Origin of the sequence: Paraburkholderia sp. 31.1, assembly GCF_014397645.1 — a bacterium.
In the GTDB taxonomy this organism is placed as follows: Bacteria; Pseudomonadota; Gammaproteobacteria; order Burkholderiales; family Burkholderiaceae; genus Paraburkholderia; species Paraburkholderia tuberum.
In genome coordinates, this window is record NZ_VZQN01000020.1 from 116206 (window position 1) to 136964 (window position 20759).

Sequence of the window (20759 nt, forward strand, 5' to 3'; positions counted from 1 at the left end):
GCATCTCGCGCTTTTCACTGCACTTCGGTCGACGGCTGCACTTTTGGCCTGGCTCGGGTCCGACGGGGCGCAACAGGCGTAGCGGCGGCGCTGACGCGCTCGCGCGCTATCGCACAATAGCTCTCGTTGATCTCATAGCCGACGAATTCGCGCTGATGACGGACGCAAGCGACTGCGGTGGTGCCGCTGCCCATGAATGGGTCGAGCACGCGGCCGCCCTTCGGGCAGCTGGACAGTACCATCCGCTCGACGATTTCCAGAGGTTTCTGGGTTGGATGCGCAACGCGCTCGGCATGCTGCCGATGCAGACGCGATACCGACCAGACATCCTTCGGATTATAGCCAACCTCCAACCACTTGCTTCCTTCGAACAACTTTCGCGAACGCGCCTTCTTCGTGACTGCATCGTACGGGATGCGGACGGGATCGAGATCGAAGAAGTAGTCCTTCGACACCGCGAAAAAACCGATGTTGTCATGCACTGACGTGAAACGGCGCGTGGTGCCGCCCATACTCGGCACGCGCCGGTCCCAGATGATTTCGTTGACCATCGTGAGTTTCGTCTTCAGGAAACTGAAGATTTCCGGCGCGTATTGCCAGGTGCAGAAGATATAGAGCGACCCTGTTGGCTTGAGCTTCGGTACAGCGAGCTCGAGCCAGCCGCGCGTCCAGACGAGAAATTCCTCGCCCGTGCGCATGTCCGAGTCGTTGCCATAGTCCTTCCCCAACCCATAAGGCGGATCACAGACGATCAGGTCGATCGACTCATCGGGAATGTTCGCTACATCGGTTAGAAAATCGCGGTTCAACAGCTGAATTCCGGCCGGTACCTGCGCCAGCAGCGGTGCGGATGCCGCGGCCGCCGGGACTTCGGCGGCCGGATTCGTGGATTCAATCGCCGGCTGCGGCTCGTCGAACTCGTCGCGCATCGTCGCGGCTCAGAACTGGATACCCGATCGCTCAGCGACCGTGTGCATGTCCTTGTCGCCGCGGCCCGACAGGTTGACCAGCAGAATCTTGTCTTTCGACAAGGTCGGCGCGAGTTTCGTAGCGTAAGCGAGCGCGTGGCTCGACTCCAGCGCAGGAATAATGCCCTCGATGCGGCAGCAATCGTGGAACGCCTTCAGGGCTTCTTCGTCGGTGATGCCTACGTATTGGGCGCGATTGCTCTCTTTTAGCCACGCATGCTCGGGGCCGACGCCCGGGTAGTCGAGGCCTGCCGACACCGAATGCGTCTCGATGATCTGGCCGTCTTCGTCTTGCAGCAGATACGTGCGGTTACCGTGCAACACGCCGGGACTACCGCCGATCAGCGATGCCGCGTGACGACCCGTTTCGAGGCCGTCGCCGGCCGCTTCGACGCCGATCAACTGCACGGAACTATCGTCGATATACGGGTAAAAGATCCCCATCGCATTCGAACCGCCGCCAACACACGCGATGACGGCGTCCGGCTGGCGGCCAGCGAGTTCTGGCATCTGCACGCGGCATTCGTCGCCGATCACTCGCTGGAAGTCGCGCACCATCATCGGGTACGGATGCGGACCCGCAACCGTGCCGATGATGTAGAACGTGTTTTCGACGTTGGTGACCCAGTCGCGCATCGCTTCGTTCAGCGCGTCCTTCAGCGTGCGCGACCCCGATTCGACGGGCACGACCGTCGCACCGAGCAGTTTCATGCGATAAACGTTCGCGGCCTGGCGGCGCACGTCCTCGGCGCCCATGTAGACCACGCACTCCATACCGAAGCGCGCGCAGATTGTCGCCGTGGCCACGCCGTGCTGACCGGCGCCGGTTTCCGCGATCACGCGCGGCTTGCCCATGCGCTTGGCGAGCAGCGCCTGGCCGATCACGTTGTTGATCTTGTGCGCCCCCGTGTGATTCAGGTCTTCACGCTTCAGATAAACCTGCGCGCCGCCGAGCAATTCGCTCCAGCGCTGGGCGTGATAAATCGGGGACGGGCGACCCACGAAATACTTCAATTCGCGCTCGTACTCGGCGACGAACTCCGGGTCTTTCTGATATTTCTCGTACGCTTCACGCAACTCGTTGAGTGCGGAAAACAGCGTTTCGGCGACGAACACACCACCAAATTGGCCGAAGTGGCCTCTTTCGTCAGGCAAGTTGTACATGGTGATCACTTTTCTCAGGATGGCTCGCGGCTTTCATCGGAAAGCGCCCGCGAGCCTGAATCATTCAGCGTCCGCAGCGCGCACCGCGCGTACGAACGCCGCCATCCGGGCGTGATCCTTCACGCCCCGGGCGCCCGCTACTTCGATGCCGCTCGAGACATCGACCGCGTACGGGCGCACGCGATGGATCGCATCACTGACGTTTTGCGCGTTCAACCCACCACTCAAAACGGCCCGACGCGCGAGCTCTGCTGGAATAAGTGACCAATCGAAAACCTTCCCACCGCCGCCGTAGCCTTCGACATGGGTGTCGAACAGAAGACCACTGGCTGCTGAATAGTTGAATGCCGATTTTACCAAATCGGCCGCTCGAGTATCCGCCGCAACTCGCAACGCGCGCAACCAAGGCAAACCCGCAACGCCGGCGAGCGCCTCGCACTGCTCAGGCGTCTCGTCGCCGTGGAACTGCAACAGCGTCAGGTTCACGTTGCTCGCGACTTCGTGAACCCATTCCGGCGTCGCGTTGACGAACAGACCGACGACCGACACGAACGGCGGCACCTCGTGCACGAGTTCGACCGCTTGCGCGACGCTCACCGAGCGCGGGCTCGGCGGATAGAACACGAGGCCGATCGCGTCGGCGCCGAGGTCGATCGCGTGGGCAATGTCGACGGGTTTCGATAGTCCGCACAGCTTGATGCGCGTGCGATGTGGCACGCCTTGCAAGGCGGTGGCGGCGGTCTGAATGGCGGGGTTCTCTGCTGCTTTCATGTTTCCGGTTGTTCGGTCCATACGCTACTCCACGGCACGCTGCCCGTTGCCGGGTCGGGCACGCCGAATTGCTCAGGATAGCCCACTTGCGCGAGGTACAAGCCGTCGGGCATGAAGGTCGGCGCCGCGCAATCGCGGCTACGGCTCGCGAGCACGTCGGCCATCCACGCGGCCGGGCGGCGGCCGCTGCCGATTTCGATCAGACAGCCCATCACGTTGCGCACCATGTGATGCAGGAACGCGTTCGCGCGGAGGCGGAAATGCACGAAGTTACCCTGTCGTTTGACGTCGATCTGGTACAGGTGCTTGAACGGCGTCTTCGACTGGCATTGCGACGAACGAAACGCCGAAAAGTCATGCTCGCCGATCAGGTGCTCAGCGGCCGAGCGCATCGCGTCGACGTCGAGTGGCGTGTGCACCCAGCCGGCGCGCGTCGTGAGCATCGGCGAGCGAACCGGACTTACGTACAGCACGTAGTAATAGGTCCGCTCGAATGCCGAAAACCGCGCGTGAAAATCGTCGGGCATCGGCTTGGCCCATTGCACGCCGATCGTCTTCGGCAGAAACGCGTTCGGGCCGCGCACCCAGGAGATCTCGAGACGATCGAGGTCGGTGTCGAAATGCACGACCTGACCCAAGCCATGCACACCGCGGTCGGTGCGGCCGGCGACCACCGTCTGCACGGGCGTGCGCATGAATTCGCGCAGCGCCCGTTCGAGCTCGTCCTGTACCGTGTTGCCATGCGGCTGCGACTGCCATCCGGTGAACGCGGCGCCGTCGTATTGCACGCCTAATGCGATGCGCTTCACGACAGCGGTGCGAGAGTCGAAAGCAACGCGCGGGCTTCGGTGCGCGTGGCTGGATCGTTTGCTTCGATCACTTCGTTGATGAGCGCGCGGGCGCCCGCCAGATCGCCGAGCTCGATGTACTCGGAGGCCAACTCCAGCTTGTTGCGCGCGATGCGGCCGAGATCGGCCGGTGTGAAGGCCGGCAATGGCTGAGCCGGGCTCGGCGGCAACTCGAGGTCGAAGTCGAGCTTCAGCGCGCCGAAGCCGGCCGCGCCGAGGCCCGCGACGGCGCCGTGGCCGGCTGTGCCGGCGGCGATCTGGTCGGCGATGTGCGGGGCGTCGTCGTCCGCGCCATGGACGCCGAAGGCCTGCTGCGCGGTCGTGTCGGGCGATGCGACCGGTTGCGTCGAAAGCGACGTGGAAGGCTCCGCTTCGCCGACGGTGGGCACGTCGATGCGCGGCGGCAGCGGCATGTTGAGGCTGCCGAACGCGTCGACGGCCTCGCGCGGGAACTCGGTCGGTGCGGACAGCGCGGGTTCCGTCGGCACGGGGATGTCGCTGAACGGCTGACCGAACGACGTAGTGGCGCGCGGTTCGATCTGATGTTGCGTGAAATCGATCACTGGGGGTGGAACGTTCAAGGGGGACTGCGGTTCGGCCGTCGCGGTGTGCGACGCTGTCGAGGGCGGTTCCGCGGCGCTTGGGCTCGGGGTTGTCGTCGTGCCTGTCGTTTTCTCTGCGGTCGGACTTTCTGTGGGTTCCTCGTCCCATTGCAGGCGATGCGCGTTCTCGTCCTGCGTCGCGGCGCCAACCGGTTCGAGCGGTCCCAGCGGCAACGCGTCGGCGCCGAGTTCTGCCGCGGCGGCGAGATTGGCGGCCGTCGCGGCGGAGCGCAGCGTCTCGTCATGGGCGGGTGCGACCGCCGGTGGTTCGCTGGACAGTTCGCTTTGGCTGGGTAGCGGGATGCTGGCGAGTGGCGCCGTTAGTGCAGTAGGTTCGGGCGTGTCTGCTTGCTGTGCCGCCTGTTCTTCTGCGGCGCGCTCGGGTGCGCTGCGTTCTGCTGCGATGCGTTCCGCTGCGATGCGTTCCGCTTCCGCATGTTCGGCGGCGACGCGTGCTGCTGCTTGTTCGGCAGCTGCTTGTTCGGCTGCTGCTTGTTCCGCTGCTGCTTGTTCCGCTGCTGCTTGTTCCGCTGCTGCGCGTTCCGCCGCGGCGTGTTCTCCGGCCGCTGCTCGCTCTGCTGCGGCTCGCTCCGCTGCCGTCTGTTCGGCTGCTGCACTTTCCGCTGCGGCTTGCTCGGCTGCTGCACGTTCGACTGCCGCGCTTTCTGCTGCGGCTTGCTCGGCTGCTGCACGTTCCGCAGCCGCGCTTTCTGCCGCTGCCTGTTCGGCTGCCGCACGTTCCGCAGCCGCATGCTCTGCTGCTACGGCCTGCCGTGCAACCTCTTGATCTTGCGCGTCCGATCCTTCCGTGACCGCCGCCTGCCCCTCCGCCGCGCTGCCATTGCGCGAATCGGCCTCACGCGCGGATCTCGCTATTTCTGCATCAGTTGCCTGGGCAGCCCGTGCCGCGGCCTCGTTATCGCGCTTGTGGCGACCCATGCGCAGAGCAGCGAGCAGAACGATCAGTGCCGCGCCCACGGCCGCCGCGATGCTCAAATCGCGCTGAGAGATGCCGCCCTCATTCGACGGCGACGTCGTCACATTCGCGTGCTCCGGCGCCACGGCCACGGTCGCCGCGGAACCTGCCGGTGCCGGCTGCGCAGCGCTCGTCGGCGTTGGGCCTGAAGCGACGGGCGCCCCGCCGATACCGTGCTTCTGCAACTCCATCAGCACGCGGTTTTTCAGCGCCAGTAATTGCTGCAGACTCGACACCTGCGGATGCGGCTGCGAAGCCGCCTGCGCGGCCGCGGTCGCGGCCGCCGGTGCTTGTCCCGCGGGCGCGCTCGCCGCCGGTTGAATCGATCCGGCCCATTCCCGCGTGCCACTCGTCGCCACCGGCGCCGAACCGGCCACTGGCGCGGACGAAACCGCACCGCCCGCCGCCGCGCCGGTCGATACCGCCGCGCTGGCCGCGCCGGAAACCGTGGATGCGGCTGGCGTCGTCGCTTGAGCCGCCGCGCTGGCCGCACTCGCGGCGGCGGCGTTGACCTGCGCGACTGCACTCGCCGTGCTCGCGGCAGCCTGCGCGGCAGTCGGCGCGGAAGCGGGCGCAGCCGCCGTGGACTCCGACGCCCCTGCCGCGGCCCCAGTCGACAAAACCGCCAAGGCCCCCGACGCATCGAGCGCCGGCACGATCAACACCGCTCCTACACGCATCCGGCTCGGATCGTGATTCATGAACGCGGCCGGATTCGTGTCGAACAATGCGTGCGTAGCGCGCGCGAGTACCGCCCGGTCATGCGACTGCGTAATAGCGATCGCGACATCGTTCAGCGACTGCCCTGCGTGTACGGTGTACTGAGAGCCCGCAGCGACAGCAACGACAGCGGTAGTGGAACTGACAGCGGAAGCGGCATCCGGCGCGCTCGTGGCACTAGCCGGCGCGGCAAGCGCATTGCCCGCGCCACCGCCGAGCAGCGCAAGGGCGAAAGTGGCACAAGCGGCCATCGCCGCCGGACGGCTGCTGAATCGCACCTTCTCGTGACGAATGGACATAGCCCGAAGAGCGGAGCGTCGAAAGTTCATCGGGACTCCTGGGCGCGTCAGCGCGCAGCCTTTTTTGCGAGTGGAAAGAGACAAGATGATCGGAGCACACAATGAAAAAGCGCCGCGCAAGCGCGACGCTTCTTGAGTTGTCTACGCGTCGTGAGCGCGTAGTTTACTTTACTTGTCGAGCACAATGCGAAGCATACGACGCAGCGGTTCAGCCGCGCCCCACAGCAGCTGATCGCCGACCGTGAAGGCCGACAGATACTCGCCGCCCATCGCGAGCTTGCGCACGCGGCCGACCGGCACCGTCAGCGTACCGGTGACAACCGCCGGGGACAGATCGCGCATCGACGCTTCGCGTTCGTTCGGCACAACCTTGACCCAGTCGTTGCCCGACGCGAGGATGCTGTTCACTTCGTCGAGCGGCACGTCCTTGTTCAGCTTGATCGTGAGCGCTTGCGAATGGCAGCGCATTGCGCCGATCCGCACGCACAGACCATCGACGGGAATCGAACCCGGCGTGCCCATGGCCGGCTTGCCGAGGATCTTGTTGGTTTCCGCGCCGCCCTTCCACTCTTCCTTCGACATGCCGTTGCCGAGATCCTTGTCGATCCACGGAATCAGCGAGCCCGCGAGCGGTACGCCGAAGTGGTCGGTCGGCATGCTGTCGCTGTTCATCGCTTCGAGCACGCGGCGGTCGATGTCGAGAATCGCCGAAGCCGGGTCTGCCAGTTCGTTCTTCACCGCGCCGTGCAGCGTGCCCATTTGCGACAGCAATTCGCGCATGTTCTGCGCGCCCGCGCCGGATGCGGCCTGATAAGTCATGGCCGTCATCCAGTCGACGAGGTTTTCGCGGAACAGGCCGCCCAATGCCATCAGCATCAGGCTGACCGTGCAGTTACCGCCGATGAAATTCTTCTGGCCTTTGACGAGCGCGTTCTTGATCACGTCGAGGTTGACCGGATCGAGAATGATGACCGCGTCGTCCTTCATGCGCAGCGACGATGCCGCGTCGATCCAGTAGCCGTTCCAGCCCGCCGCGCGCAGCTTCGGGAACACTTCGTTCGTGTAGTCACCGCCCTGGCAGGAAATGATCGCGTCGCACTTCTTCAGGTCGTCGATGCTTGTCGCATCTTTGAGCCTGGTCTCGTTTTTGGCGAACGAAGGCGCGTTGCCGCCCGCGTTGCTGGTGCTGAAAAACACCGGTTCGATCAAGTCGAAATCGCCTTCCTGCTGCATACGTTGCATCAGGACGCTGCCGACCATGCCGCGCCAACCTACGAGACCTACGTTCATGACTTCATACCCTTCGAATGGAAACTTCCCCGCGTCTTTGCCCGCAGTGACCGCGCGGGGAAGATGGGCGGGCACGACGGACGATCAGCGCTTCGTGATCGTTTTCGGGGTAATGGTTTTGATGGTAATGGCGAACTCGATCGCACGGGCCGTTGTGCCGTGCATTTTGGAAATCGAGGAGATTTGGGAGATCTGAGCCATCACAAGAATATACACGAAAACGGAAAACTGGCGGCGTTCTTCGCCGTATGACGCGCAAATCGGCCTGTTTCAAGGCCCGATTCGCGTTTTTAAAAGGCCAGTATCGTTGACCTGACCACCGCATGCCCTCGCTCTGCGAGCGCATGCGGTGCACGCGTTTTACAGCGCGGCCACGACGGCATCGCCCATCGCGGCGGTGCCGATCTGCTTGCAACCCGGCGTGAGAATGTCGCCGGTGCGATAGTCCTGTTCGAGCACCTTCTTCACCGCGGTTTCGATGCGATCGGCCTGCTCCGCCTTGTTCAGCGAATAGCGCAGCATCATCGCGGCCGACAGGATCGTGGCGAGCGGATTGGCAACGCCCTTGCCGGCGATATCCGGCGCGGAGCCGTGCGACGGCTCGTACAAGCCCTTGTTGTTCTTGTCGAGCGATGCCGACGGCAGCATGCCGATCGAGCCGGTCAGCATGGCCGCCTCGTCGGACAGGATGTCGCCGAACATGTTGCCGGTCACGATCACGTCGAACGACTTCGGCGCCTTCACGAGCTGCATCGCGGCGTTGTCGACGTACATGTGCGACAGTTCGACGTCCGCGTATTCCTTCGACACGTCGATCATCACGTCCTTCCAGAACTGCGACGTTTCGAGCACGTTGGCTTTATCGACCGAGGTGAGCTTCTTGCCGCGCTTTTGCGCCGCCTGGAATGCGACGTGCGCGATGCGGCGCACTTCGGGTTCCGAATAGCGCATCGTGTCGAAGCCTTCCTTCGCGCCGGCGAACAGGCCGTCCGGCGACGTACGCACGCCGCGCGGCGCGCCGAAGTAGATGTCGCCGTTCAGTTCGCGCACGATCAGGATGTCGAGACCCGAAACGATCTCTTCCTTCAGCGACGACGCGCCCGTCAGTTGCGGGTAGCAGATCGCCGGACGGAAGTTCGCGAAAAGTTCCAGGTGCTTGCGCAGACCGAGAATCGCCTGCTCAGGGCGCAGCGCGCGTTCGAGCTTGTCGTACTTCCAGTCGCCGACCGCGCCGAACAGGATCGCGTCGGCTTCCTTCGCGAGCGCGAGCGTCGAGTCCGGCAGCGGGTGGCCCTTCGCTTCGTAGCCCACGCCGCCGACCGGCGCTTCTTCGAGTTCGAACTTCTCGCCGAGCACGTTCAGGACCTTGACGGCCTCCTTGACGATTTCGGGACCGATGCCGTCGCCCGGCAACACTGCGATCTTCATGCGAATTCCTTGATGATTTTGTTCGGATTTTCTGGCGCAAACCGACATTGGCGCGCGGACTTCACGCCCCTGACGCCCTCACGGTTTCGCTTAACGGACGAGGCGATTGTTCAGCCACGGTTGCTTCGCGAGACGCTCCGCTTCGAATTGGCGGATCTTGTCCGCGTGACGCAGCGTGAGGCCGATGTCGTCGAAACCGTTCAGCAGACAATACTTGCGGAACGCCGCGACTTCGAACGGATATTCGGTGCCGCCGTCGGCCGTGCGCACGACTTGCGCTTCGAGGTCGATCGTCAGCTCGAAGCCGTTGAACGCATACGTCTCGTTGAACAGATGATCGACCTGCTGTTCGGTCAACACGATCGGCAGCACGCCGTTCTTGAAGCAGTTGTTGTAGAAGATGTCCGCGAAGCTCGGCGCGATCAGCGCGCGAAAGCCGTATTGCTGCAACGCCCAGGGCGCGTGTTCGCGCGAGCTGCCGCAGCCAAAGTTCTTGCGCGCGAGCAGCACCGAGGCGCCCTGGTAGCGCGGCTGGTTCAGCACGAAATCCGGGTTCAGCGGACGCTTCGAGTTGTCTTGACCCGGTTCGCCGTGGTCGAGGTAGCGCCATTCGTCGAACGCATTCGGACCGAAACCCGTGCGCTTGATCGACTTCAGGAACTGCTTCGGAATGATCGCGTCCGTGTCGACGTTCTCGCGATCGAGCGGCGCCACGACGCCGGTGTGTACGATGAATTTATCCATGACGCTTGCGCCTGTTCAGGACCGGGCGATGCGACTGGCGGCTGGAACCTCCGCGCCGTATCGCCGGCAAAAATCAAAAACCGCTTATTTCTCAGCGTGATTGCTGATCGAATTGCCGAGGTGCGACATGTCCTGGCCGAATCCGTGCACCGTGTTGCAGCCGGCAAGACCGAGCAGGAGCCCGGCGAACGTGCCGAGTGCGAAGCGGCGCAACAGAGTGATGCGATTCATGTTCTTCATCATGCGATTTATCCGAGCTTGCGAATGTCGACGAAATGCCCTTCGATGGCCGCAGCCGCGGCCATCGCGGGGCTCACCAGGTGCGTGCGGCCACCAGCGCCCTGACGACCTTCGAAATTGCGGTTCGACGTGGACGCGCAACGCTCGCCCGGCTCGAGCCGGTCGGCGTTCATTGCCAGACACATCGAGCAGCCCGGCTCGCGCCATTCGAAACCGGCCTCGGTAAAGACCTTGTCGAGGCCTTCACGCTCCGCCTGCGCCTTCACGAGACCCGAACCCGGCACGACCATCGCCAGACGGATGTTCGGCGCGACGCGACGGCCGAGCTTCTTCACGACGTAAGCCGCGGCGCGAATGTCTTCGATGCGCGCGTTGGTGCACGACCCGATAAAGATTTTATCCGGCTTGATCGACTCGATCGGCGCGTTCGGCTCGAGCGCCATGTACTTGAGCGCGCGCTCCATCGCGTCGCGCTTGACCGGGTCCTTTTCGCGCTCCGGATCCGGCACGCGGCCGTCGATCGGCGTGACCATTTCCGGCGACGTGCCCCAGGTGACCTGCGGCACGATTTCGGCGGCGTTCAACTCGACCACGCGATCGAAATGCGCTCCGTCGTCCGACTTGAACTGCTTCCAGTACTCGACCGCGTGATCCCACTCGACGCCTTGCGGCGAGAACGGACGGCCTTTCAGGTATTCGACCGTGGTGTCGTCGACGGCGACCATGCCGGCGCGCGCGCCCGCTTCGATCGCCATGTTGCAGACCGTCATGCGGCCTTCCATTGTCAGCGAACGGATCGTCGAGCCGCCGAATTCGATCGCGTAGCCGGTGCCGCCCGCGGTGCCGATCTTGCCGATGATCGCGAGCACGATGTCCTTCGCGGTACAGCCGCGCGGCAATTGGCCCTCGACCTTCACGAGCATGTTCTTGCTCTTCTTCTGCAGCAGCGTTTGCGTGGCCAGCACGTGCTCGACTTCCGACGTGCCGATGCCGTGCGCAAGCGCGCCGAACGCGCCGTGCGTGGACGTGTGCGAGTCGCCGCAGACGATCGTCATACCCGGCAGCGTGGCGCCCTGTTCAGGCCCGATGATGTGAACGATGCCCTGACGCAGGTCGTTCATCTTGAACTGTGTGATGCCGAAGGCGTCGCAGTTGGCGTCGAGCGTGTCGACCTGCAGCTTCGACACCGGATCGGCGATGCCGTGGCTGCGGTCCGTGGTCGGCACGTTGTGGTCGGACACGGCCAGGTTCGCGCTGATGCGCCACACCGGACGCTGGGCGATTTTCAGGCCTTCGAACGCCTGCGGGCTGGTCACTTCATGCAGCAGGTGACGGTCGATGTAGAGAATCGTGGTGCCGTCGTCTTCCGTGTGGACCACGTGCGTGTTCCACAATTTGTCGTAGAGAGTCTGTGCCATGGTATGCGGAGTAGTAGTGACTGCGGGCTGACTGTGTCGATTGATTATGCCACGCTGCACACCGCGATGGGCTGCTCAGCCGACGAAAAAACCGATAAAAAACATGGAGTTGGCTGGTAGTGGCAATACCTGTATCGTCGTTACCCGGCAAGCGTTGGCCCCAGCGACGCCAATGCGCCGCATGCGCGACGCGTAGCTGCCGCCGAAACGGAAAACGCCCCAACGGTAAACCCGTTGAGGCGTTTCATTCACTCCAATTTCGCGCTTGTGCACGGCACGAATGCCGCTGCGAAGCGCGCGTATCGAGGTCGATCAGCGATCAGCGATCAGCGATCAGCGCTGTGCGATCGGCTTCGCTTCACGCAGCGTCTCGCCGACGAACAATTGACGTGGACGACCAATCTTCTGTTCCGGATCGGCGATCATTTCGTTCCACTGCGCGATCCAGCCGACCGTGCGTGCCATCGCGAAGATACACGTGAACATCGACGTCGGGATGCCCAGTGCACGCTGCACGATGCCCGAGTAGAAGTCGACGTTCGGGTACAGCTTGCGCGACACGAAGTATTCGTCTTCGAGCGCGATCTTTTCCAGTGCCATGGCGAGCTTGAACAGCGGATCGTCGTGCAGGCCCAGCTCTTCGAGCACTTCGTAGCAGGTCTCGCGCATCAGCTTCGCGCGCGGGTCGTAGTTCTTGTAGACGCGGTGGCCGAAGCCCATCAGCTTCACGCCCGAGTTCTTGTCCTTCACCTGCTTGATGAACTCAGGAATGTTGTCGACCGAGCCGATTTCTTCCAGCATGGTCAGCGCGGCTTCGTTCGCGCCGCCGTGCGCCGGGCCCCACAGACACGCGATACCCGCCGCGATACACGCGAACGGATTCGCGCCCGACGAACCGGCGAGCCGCACGGTCGACGTCGACGCGTTCTGCTCGTGGTCAGCGTGCAGGATCAGGATACGGTCGAGCGCGCGCACCAGCACGTCGTTGACCTCGTACTCTTCGCACGGGTTCGAGAACATCATGCGCATGAAGTTCGCGCTGTACGACAGGTCGTTCTTCGGATACACGAACGGCTGGCCGATGCTGTACTTGTACGCCATCGCGACCAGCGTGGGCAGCTTCGCGATCATACGGATCGCCGACACTTCGCGGTGACGCGGGTTATTGATGTCGAGCGAGTCGTGATAGAACGCGGACAGTGCGCCGACCGCGGCGACCAGAATTGCCATCGGGTGCGCGTCGCGACGGAAGCCGCGGAAGAAGAACTGCATCTGCTCGTGCACCATCGTGTGCTTCGTGACGGTGCCGACGAATTCGACCTTCTGCTTCTGGTTCGGCAGCTCGCCGTTCAGCAGCAGGTAGCAGGTTTCGAGGAAGTCGGCGTTTTGCGCGAGGTTGTCGATCGGGTAGCCGCGGTAGAGCAGTTCGCCCTTGTCGCCGTCGATGTAGGTAATCGCCGAATTGCACGCCGCCGTCGACATGAAGCCCGGGTCGTACGTGAATTTGCCGGTCTGGCCGTACAGCTTGCGGATGTCGATCACATCCGGGCCAATCGTGCCCTTGTAAATCGGCATTTCGACGCTCGGCGAATTGTCGCTGAACGATAGCGTGGCTTTAACATCTGACGGGGTCATAGCACATCCTCAATCGAAGTATGGATACAGGGTTTCGATAATTGCACGCCTGGAACAACGGACTGGCGGCGCTCAAGCGTTGCGCAGCAACTCCAGAACCCGGACCACGTCCGGGTCGGCCAGATCGCCTTCTGGTTCCTTGCGCGCGAGCAGCAAGTCCATCAGGTCGTTATCGCTCAGCTCGAGCAGGCGCGTGAGTGCGCCCACGTCGGCATCGCTGAGGTCATGCTCATATCGGCTGAAAAAACGCTCGAAAATCAGGTCGTTTTCCAGCAGGCCCCGCCGTGCGCGCCAGCGAAGACGCGCGCGGCGGAGAGGGTCGGACTGATGCGATGTTTCGGTCATGTCGGTACACCCCGCGCCGCGCCCGGGCGCACTGACCGCCCTCTCGGGGGCAGCGCGCGCCAGGGAGCGCGGAGCTCATTGATACTAGACAGCGCGGCGAACCATCAATTCCTTGATCTTGCCGATTGCCTTGGTAGGGTTAAGGCCCTTCGGACAAACGTCGACGCAGTTCATGATGGTGTGGCAACGGAACAGACGGTACGGATCTTCCAGGTTGTCGAGGCGCTCGCCGGTTGCCTCGTCGCGGCTATCCGCGATGAAGCGGTAGGCTTGCAGCAGACCAGCCGGGCCGACGAACTTGTCCGGGTTCCACCAGAAGCTCGGGCACGACGTCGAGCAGCTCGCGCACAGAATACATTCGTACAGGCCGTCGAGCTCGTCGCGTTCTTCCGGCGACTGCAGACGTTCCTTTTCCGGCGGCGGCGTATCGTTGATCAGGTACGGCTTGATCGAGTGATACTGGTTGAAGAACTGCGTGAAGTCGCAGATCAGGTCGCGCACGACGGGCAGGCCCGGCAGCGGACGCAGCACGATCTTCTGCGGCAGGTCGTTCAGGTTCGTCAGGCACGCGAGGCCGTTCTTGCCGTTGATGTTCATTGCGTCCGAACCGCACACGCCTTCGCGGCACGAGCGACGGAACGACAGGGTTTCGTCGAGCGCCTTCAGCTTGATGAGCGCGTCGAGCAGCATGCGTTCGTGCGAGTCGATTTCCATCTCGTACGTCTGCATGCGCGGAGCGGCGTCCTTGTCCGGATCGTAGCGGTAAATTTCAAATGTACGCTTGGCCATTTCTCTGAATTCCTTTGACTTGTGCCTTAGAAGGTACGCGCTTTCGGCGGAACCGATTCGACGGTCAGCGGCTTCATGTGAACCGGCTTGTAGTCGAGGCGATCGCCTTCGCTGAACCACAACGTATGGCGCAGCCAGTTTTCGTCGTCGCGATGTTCGAAGTCGTTCTGCGCGTGCGCGCCGCGGCTTTCCTTGCGCGCTTCGGCGGAGACCATCGTGGCGCGTGCCACTTCGATCAGGTTCGCCACTTCGAGCGCTTCGATGCGAGCCGTGTTGAACACCTTCGACTTGTCCTTCAGATGGATGTTGTCGACGCGTGCCGCCACTTCACGGATGGCCTCGACGCCTTCGGACAGCAGAGCCGAGGTACGGAACACACCAGCGTGCTTCTGCATCGTGCCGCGGATGTCGTTCGCGACCGACTGTGCGTACTCGCCCGACGACGAGTTGTCCAGCTTCGCCAGACGCGACAGCGCGAAGTCGGCTGCATCGGCCGGCAGCGGCTTGTGTTCCTTCAGTTCCTTCACGTGCTTGACGATGTGGTTGCCGGCAGCGCGGCCGAACACCACGAGGTCGAGCAGCGAGTTCGTGCCGAGACGGTTCGCGCCGTGCACCGACACGCACGAGCATTCGCCCACTGCGTAGAAACCGTTGACGACTTCTTCGGGGCCGCGCGGCGTACCGACGACCTGGCCGTTGATGTTCGTCGGAATACCGCCCATCTGGTAGTGGATGGTCGGCACGACCGGGATCGGCTCCTTGATGCAGTCGACGTTCGCGAACTTCAGCGCGATTTCGCGGATCGACGGCAGACGCTTCATGATCGTCTCGGCGCCGATGTGCGACAGGTCGAGCAGCACGTGATCCTTGTTCGGACCCACGCCGCGGCCTTCCTTGATTTCCTGGTCCATCGAACGCGAAACGAAGTCGCGCGGCGCCAGATCCTTCAGCGTCGGCGCGTAGCGCTCCATGAAGCGTTCGCCGTTCGAGTTACGCAGAATACCGCCTTCGCCGCGCACGCCTTCGGTGATCAGCACGCCCGCGCCGGCCACGCCGGTCGGGTGGAATTGCCAGAATTCCATGTCCTGCAGCGCGATGCCCGAACGGGCCGCCATGCCGAGGCCGTCACCGGTGTTGATGAACGCGTTGGTCGATGCCGCGAAGATCCGGCCCGCGCCGCCCGTGGCGAACAGCGTGGTCTTGCCTTCGAGGATGTAGACGTCGCCGGTTTCCATTTCCAGTGCGGTCACGCCGAGCACGTCGCCGTCGGCGTCGCGGATCAGGTCCAGCGCCATCCATTCGACGAAGAATTGCGTCTTGGCAGCAACGTTCTGCTGGTACAGCGTGTGCAGCAGCGCGTGACCGGTACGGTCAGCCGCCGCGCAGGCGCGTTGCACCGGCTTTTCGCCGTAATTCGCGGTGTGGCCGCCGAACGGGCGCTGATAGATCGTGCCGTCCGCGTTACGGTCGAACGGCATGCCGAAGTGTTCGAGTTCGTAGACGGCGTTCGGTGCTTCACGGCACATGAACTCGATCGCGTCCTGGTCGCCGAGCCAGTCGGAGCCCTTGATCGTGTCGTAGAAGTGGTAGTGCCAGTTGTCTTCGCTCATGTTGCCGAGCGAAGCGCCGATGCCGCCCTGGGCCGCGACCGTGTGCGAACGCGTCGGGAACACCTTGGACAGCACGCAGACCGACAGACCGGCACGCGCGAGTTGCAGCGACGCGCGCATCCCCGAGCCGCCCGCGCCGACGATGACGACGTCGAAGCGGCGACGCGGCAGAGAATTCTTGATTGCGACCATGCTTTTATACTCTCCAGAGAATCTGCGCAGCGTAGCCCGCACATGCGAGCAGCCAGAGGATCGTCAGCACCTGGAGGACGAGACGCGTGCCAACGGGCTTCACGTAATCCATCCAGATGTCACGGATACCAACCCACGCGTGGTAGAACAGCGAGAGAAGCGTGACGAACGTGGCGAGCTTCATCCACTGCGTCGCGAAGATCGACGCCCAGCCGTCGTACGAAAAGTCGCGCGCGAGGAAGAACCACGCGAGCAGAATCACCGTGTACACCGCCATCACGCAGGCGGTGACGCGTTGCGCGAGCCAGTCGCGCAGACCGTAATGCGCGCCGACGACGAGACGCTTCGAACCGATTCGGTTATTGGCTGACATTTTTTAGAATGCTCCGAACAGTTTTGCCGCGAATGCGATGGTAAGCAGCGACGACACGACGATCACCACGATGGAGGTCGATTTGCCCTTCTCTTTCGACACGGCATCATGATTCGTATCCATCACGAGGTGACGGATGCCGGCGCAGAAGTGGAACAGGAAGGCCCACGCGAGAACCAGCGTGATCAGCTTGACGATGATGTTGGAGAGGAAGCCTTTGAATACTTCGAAGCTCAGTTCGGAAGTCAGGCTCTGATCGAAGAGGAACAGCAGGAACGGAAGGAAGAGAAACAACAAGGCACCGCTCACGCGATGCAGAATCGACACGCGCCCCGCCAGCGGGAGACGGTATGCCGTCAGTATTTGACCAATACCGATGTTCCGGAATTCCGGCCTCGGTTTTTTTACGGCTTCTGCCATGCTAGACCCCTACTATGTAGTCACACTAATCCGCAATTTTAGCGCCTTTTTATATCGCGCTGCAGCGAAAACCACGCTGGGTCCTTTGCGGCGCGCGCATTAAAAGCGCCTTCCGATTGGCACGCGTGTGGGACGCCGCGCCTCGTTTCAGCCCGATTCAGCTCAGATCGTTCTGATAGTAATACCCGGTTGTGACATACCAACCTCGCCGGACTTCGACCGGCCGGTCCCCATAGGTATAGGACACGCGCTCGACCGACAGCAACGGAAAACCCGCCGGCACATGCAGCAGGTCCGCCACGGAAGGCTCCGCCGCGACCGCGCGGATTTTTTCCGTCGCGCGAATCATGCGGGTCCCGAATTCCGTCTCGAACATCGCGTAGAGGGGACCCTTGTACTCCGACAGCCGCTCGAGCGTGAGCCCGCGGAACACGACGCCGGGCAGCCAGATTTCGTCGAGCACGGTGACTTCGCCGTCGAACTGCAGCAAACGCTTGATCAGCACGACCGGATCGGCCGGCTTCAGGTCGAGCTGCCGCGCGATTTCCGCCGATGCGCGCAGCCGCCGGCATTCGAGCAGACGGCTCACGTGCGGATGCTCGGCGCCGTCGTCCGCGAGCAATCTCAGGAAACGGAACTGCGCGCGCTCTTCGTTGTGCGTTGCAACGAATGTGCCCTTGCCCTGGCGGCGCACCAGCAGGTTGTCGGCGGCGAGTTCGTCGATCGCCTTGCGCACCGTACCCTGACTCACCTTGAAACGCGCGGCCAGTTCGACTTCACTAGGAATGATCTCGCCCGGCTTCCATTCGCCGCTTTCGAGGCTCTGCGTAATCAAGCCCTTGATCTGCTGATATAAGGGGCTGAAGGTAGGCGACGCGGCAGCGGAAACAGCGGATACGCCTTCGCCGGCGGCCCCTTGGCCATTCGGGTTCACAGGATTCGCCGGGTTCGAATTCATGCGCGCATTTCATCATAAAGGGCTGGGACACGTCTAGGGTTTTCCCCGCGATAGATGTGTCTTATATAAGACATAAGATACTGTTGACTTTGTCTGTTTCGACTCCTACACTCCTTGTCGAGCAAGGGTTTGCGGGATTTTGCGGCGGCTGTTTGATGCAGCGCCGCGACGCTCCGGCAGCCACTCTGCACCATGCCGTCCCCTACGCAGTCCAGGTTTCGATTCGCCGCCATCCGTTGCATTCGCGCGCTGTCTCCGTGTTGCACCCGCTGGCCCGACGCTTGCCGAAACGCGCTGTTTGCAGGAGCCCGCACCGTGCAGTTGCGGCCCCGGCCCGGAGTAAGCCCTGGGCCATCCCGTCCCGCTCCGCAGTACAGCTTTCCGGCACGGCGGTCTTGCCGTAACGCGCCGCCCGGTCTCGCCAATTCCGAGCCCGCACGCGAACAGTGAATTCCGCCGTGTTTCATCACGCTACGCTGAACGCGCATATAGAATGGCGTTTTCCCTAGCGTCTAACGCATCGTCCTGGAGATTTCTCAATGGCTAAGCCCGCAAAGCGCGTTGCCGTCACCGGCGCCGCAGGTCAAATCGCTTACTCCCTGCTATTCCGCATCGCCAATGGCGACCTGCTCGGCAAGGACCAGCCGGTGATCCTGCAACTGCTCGATCTGCCGCAAGCGCAAGCCGCCGTCAAAGGCGTCGTGATGGAACTGGATGATTGCGCATTCCCGCTGCTGTCGGGCGTCGTGATCACGGACGACCCGAAGGTCGCGTTCAAGGACGCCGACATTGCACTGCTGGTCGGCGCGCGTCCGCGTTCGAAGGGTATGGAGCGCAAGGATCTGCTGTCGGCCAACGCCGAAATCTTCACGGTTCAGGGCAAGGCGCTGAACGACGTCGCCAGCCGCGACGTGAAGGTTCTGGTGGTCGGCAACCCGGCCAACACGAACGCATACATCGCCATGAAGTCGGCGCCGGATCTGCCGAAGAAGAACTTCACCGCGATGCTCCGTCTGGACCACAACCGCGCGCTGTCGCAACTGGCCGCCAAGTCGGGCAAGCCGGTCGCGTCGATCGAAAAGCTCGCGGTGTGGGGCAACCACTCGCCGACCATGTACCCCGACTTCCGCGTTGCAACGGCTGAAGGTCAGGACCTGACCAAGCTGATCAACGACGAAGAATGGAACCGCAATACGTTCATCCCGACCGTCGGCAAGCGCGGCGCGGCGATCATCGAAGCGCGCGGCCTGTCGTCGGCGGCATCGGCGGCTAACGCTGCGATCGACCACGTGCGTGACTGGGTGCTCGGCACGAACGGCAAGTGGGTCACGATGGGCATCCCGTCGGACGGCTCGTACGGCATTCCTGAAGACATCATCTACGGCGTGCCCGTGACCTGCGAAAACGGCGAGTACAAGCGCGTCGAAGGTCTGGCAATCGACGCGTTCTCGCGCGAAAAGATGGACGGCACGCTGCAGGAACTGCTGGAAGAGCGCGACGGCGTTCAGCACCTGCTCGGCTAAGCATCTGATGCCGATGAACCGGAACTCCGAAGCCTCAGCGCGGCGGGTTCCGGTTTTTTTCGTGTGAATGGCCGTGCGATCATCGCCATTCGCCTCTGATTCGAACGTGCTTTGCCGTTGCCCGACGGCACTCGCGCAGAGCACGCCCGAATCCGACATCCTTAATTTTCACCACGCCCCACACGCCGAAGATGCGCGTTCTCACACCCGCCGAAGTGCTGTTTGAGGGCGAAGCGCCGCCCGCTGTGCTGCCTGCCTGCGATCACTACGCGGGCAGCGAAAAGCTGATGCTGAAGTCGCTCGCGTTACAGCAGCAACTCGGCCCGGTGTTCGATATCACGCTAGATTGCGAAGACGGCGCGCAGGTCGGCCGCGAGGCCGAGCACGCGGAACTGGTCGCATCGCTACTGGGCACCGAGCATGACCGCTTCGGCCGCGTCGGCGTGCGCATCCACGACTTCGCTCACGCGCACTGGCGCGACGACGTACGCCTCATTCTGCGCGCCGCAAAGCGAGCACCCGCTTACATCACGCTGCCGAAAATCCGCCATGTTCACGATGCCGCCGAAATGATCGCGTTCATCGAGGCGACGCGGCGCGAGCTCGGCCTCGCGCAGCCGGTGCCGGTGCAGTTGCTGGTCGAAACCCACGGCGCGCTTACGCGTGTGTTCGAACTCGCCGCGCTGCCGGGCGTCGAGGCGCTGAGCTTCGGCCTGATGGACTTCGTCTCCGCGCACGACGGCGCGATCCCCGATACCGCGATGCGCTCGCCGGGCCAATTCGATCATCCGCTCGTGCGGCGCGCGAAGCTCGAGATTTCGGCGGCCTGCCATGCGTTCGGCAAGGTGCCGTCGCACAACGTCAGCACCGAAGTGCGCGACATGAGCGTGGTCGCGAACGACGCACAGCGCGCCCGCAACGAGTTCGGCTACACGCGCATGTGGAGCATCCACCCCGCGCAGATCGAGGCGATCGTCGCCGCGTTCGCGCCGCGCGACGAAGAAATCGCGATGGCCGCCGAAATCCTGCTCGCCGCGCAGTCCGCGCATTGGGGCCCGACGCGTCATGGCGATACGCTGCACGACCGTGCGAGCTACCGCTATTACTGGTCGGTGCTGCGCCGCGCGCAAACCACCGGCCGCGCTGTTCCACAAGAAGCGGCGCCGCTTTTTGCGCAAGTGGGCGCCAACGGACAGTCTGTAGCATAAGCGACGCGTTTTTCAAACGGCAGCGATGAGCCGGCACACAGGAGAAGGCGGAACATGAGCGAGACGACGCAAGCCGCTGGCGCAACAGGCGGCAACGAAACGCAAAGCGGCTTCAAACCGAAAAAATCCGTCGCGCTGTCGGGCGTGACCGCGGGCAACACCGCGCTGTGCACGGTCGGCAAGACCGGCAACGATCTGCACTATCGCGGCTATGACATTCTCGACATCGCCGAGGCGT

General features: G+C 63.0%; 19 protein-coding genes and 1 pseudogene. 3 read left to right on the forward strand and 17 right to left on the reverse strand.

Annotated elements, in window-relative coordinates; genetic code table 11:
- Positions 1-14: 14 nt before the first annotated feature.
- The 17 genes from F6X37_RS17495 to F6X37_RS17575 form a co-directional block, all read right to left on the reverse strand.
- Positions 15-929 (reverse strand): DNA-methyltransferase, encoded by a 915-nt coding sequence (locus F6X37_RS17495; RefSeq protein ID WP_187612200.1) that lies wholly within the window; start codon positions 927-929, stop codon positions 15-17.
- Positions 930-938: 9 nt separating this feature from the next.
- Complete coding sequence (gene trpB, locus F6X37_RS17500) at positions 939-2132, reverse strand: tryptophan synthase subunit beta (RefSeq protein ID WP_184036034.1); 1194 nt, start codon at positions 2130-2132, stop codon at positions 939-941.
- Positions 2133-2192: 60 nt separating this feature from the next.
- Positions 2193-2903, reverse strand: coding sequence for a phosphoribosylanthranilate isomerase (locus F6X37_RS17505; protein WP_187612201.1), 711 nt, complete (start codon positions 2901-2903; stop codon positions 2193-2195).
- Positions 2900-3712 carry a tRNA pseudouridine(38-40) synthase TruA gene (gene truA, locus F6X37_RS17510; RefSeq protein ID WP_184057549.1) on the reverse strand — a complete coding sequence of 271 codons (813 nt, stop codon included), beginning with the start codon at positions 3710-3712 and terminating at the stop codon, positions 2900-2902. Before truA ends, F6X37_RS17505 begins: the two co-directional genes overlap by 4 nt.
- Positions 3709-6378, reverse strand: coding sequence for a FimV/HubP family polar landmark protein (locus F6X37_RS17515; protein ID WP_187612202.1), 2670 nt, complete (start codon positions 6376-6378; stop codon positions 3709-3711). Before F6X37_RS17515 ends, truA begins: the two co-directional genes overlap by 4 nt.
- Before the next feature lie 138 nt (positions 6379-6516).
- The gene (gene asd, locus F6X37_RS17520; protein WP_187612203.1) at positions 6517-7638 is read right to left on the reverse strand and encodes an aspartate-semialdehyde dehydrogenase; all 1122 of its coding nucleotides are present in this window, start codon (positions 7636-7638) and stop codon (positions 6517-6519) included.
- 360 nt (positions 7639-7998) lie between these two features.
- Positions 7999-9066 carry a 3-isopropylmalate dehydrogenase gene (gene leuB, locus F6X37_RS17525; protein ID WP_187612204.1) on the reverse strand — a complete coding sequence of 356 codons (1068 nt, stop codon included), beginning with the start codon at positions 9064-9066 and terminating at the stop codon, positions 7999-8001.
- Between the two features lie 90 nt (positions 9067-9156).
- Positions 9157-9810, reverse strand: a complete 654-nt coding sequence (gene leuD / locus F6X37_RS17530; protein WP_018424120.1) for a 3-isopropylmalate dehydratase small subunit — start codon at positions 9808-9810, stop codon at positions 9157-9159.
- An 84-nt stretch (positions 9811-9894) separates the two neighbouring features.
- Entirely contained in the window at positions 9895-10053 is a 159-nt protein-coding gene (locus tag F6X37_RS17535) for an entericidin A/B family lipoprotein (protein ID WP_018424119.1), read from the reverse strand.
- A gap of 5 nt (positions 10054-10058) precedes the next feature.
- Positions 10059-11468: a 3-isopropylmalate dehydratase large subunit gene (gene leuC / locus F6X37_RS17540; protein ID WP_090808290.1), complete on the reverse strand. Its 1410-nt coding sequence runs from the start codon at positions 11466-11468 to the stop codon at positions 10059-10061.
- 333 nt (positions 11469-11801) lie between these two features.
- The gene (gene gltA, locus F6X37_RS17545; protein WP_187612205.1) at positions 11802-13103 is read right to left on the reverse strand and encodes a citrate synthase; all 1302 of its coding nucleotides are present in this window, start codon (positions 13101-13103) and stop codon (positions 11802-11804) included.
- A 72-nt stretch (positions 13104-13175) separates the two neighbouring features.
- Entirely contained in the window at positions 13176-13448 is a 273-nt protein-coding gene (locus tag F6X37_RS17550) for a succinate dehydrogenase assembly factor 2 (protein ID WP_018424116.1), read from the reverse strand.
- Between the two features lie 84 nt (positions 13449-13532).
- Positions 13533-14237: a succinate dehydrogenase iron-sulfur subunit gene (locus F6X37_RS17555; RefSeq protein WP_187612206.1), complete on the reverse strand. Its 705-nt coding sequence runs from the start codon at positions 14235-14237 to the stop codon at positions 13533-13535.
- Between the two features lie 26 nt (positions 14238-14263).
- Positions 14264-16039 carry a succinate dehydrogenase flavoprotein subunit gene (gene sdhA, locus F6X37_RS17560; protein WP_184057561.1) on the reverse strand — a complete coding sequence of 592 codons (1776 nt, stop codon included), beginning with the start codon at positions 16037-16039 and terminating at the stop codon, positions 14264-14266.
- Positions 16040-16043: 4 nt separating this feature from the next.
- Positions 16044-16412, reverse strand: a complete 369-nt coding sequence (gene sdhD / locus F6X37_RS17565) for a succinate dehydrogenase, hydrophobic membrane anchor protein (RefSeq protein WP_184038008.1) — start codon at positions 16410-16412, stop codon at positions 16044-16046.
- Between the two features lie 3 nt (positions 16413-16415).
- A complete protein-coding gene (gene sdhC, locus F6X37_RS17570) occupies positions 16416-16832 on the reverse strand; it encodes a succinate dehydrogenase, cytochrome b556 subunit (protein ID WP_090808277.1) in 417 nt (138 codons plus the stop codon).
- 157 nt (positions 16833-16989) lie between these two features.
- Complete coding sequence (locus F6X37_RS17575; protein ID WP_184038002.1) at positions 16990-17790, reverse strand: GntR family transcriptional regulator; 801 nt, start codon at positions 17788-17790, stop codon at positions 16990-16992.
- Between the two features lie 539 nt (positions 17791-18329).
- Between F6X37_RS17575 and F6X37_RS17580 the strand changes: the two genes are divergently transcribed.
- From F6X37_RS17580 to F6X37_RS17590, 3 genes and pseudogenes are all read left to right on the forward strand, one after another.
- Entirely contained in the window at positions 18330-19313 is a 984-nt protein-coding gene (locus F6X37_RS17580) for a malate dehydrogenase (RefSeq protein ID WP_090808272.1), read from the forward strand.
- Positions 19314-19504: 191 nt separating this feature from the next.
- A complete protein-coding gene (locus F6X37_RS17585; protein ID WP_187612207.1) occupies positions 19505-20521 on the forward strand; it encodes an HpcH/HpaI aldolase/citrate lyase family protein in 1017 nt (338 codons plus the stop codon).
- A 54-nt stretch (positions 20522-20575) separates the two neighbouring features.
- Positions 20576-20759, forward strand: a pseudogene (locus F6X37_RS17590) (2-methylcitrate synthase); the annotation flags it as partial.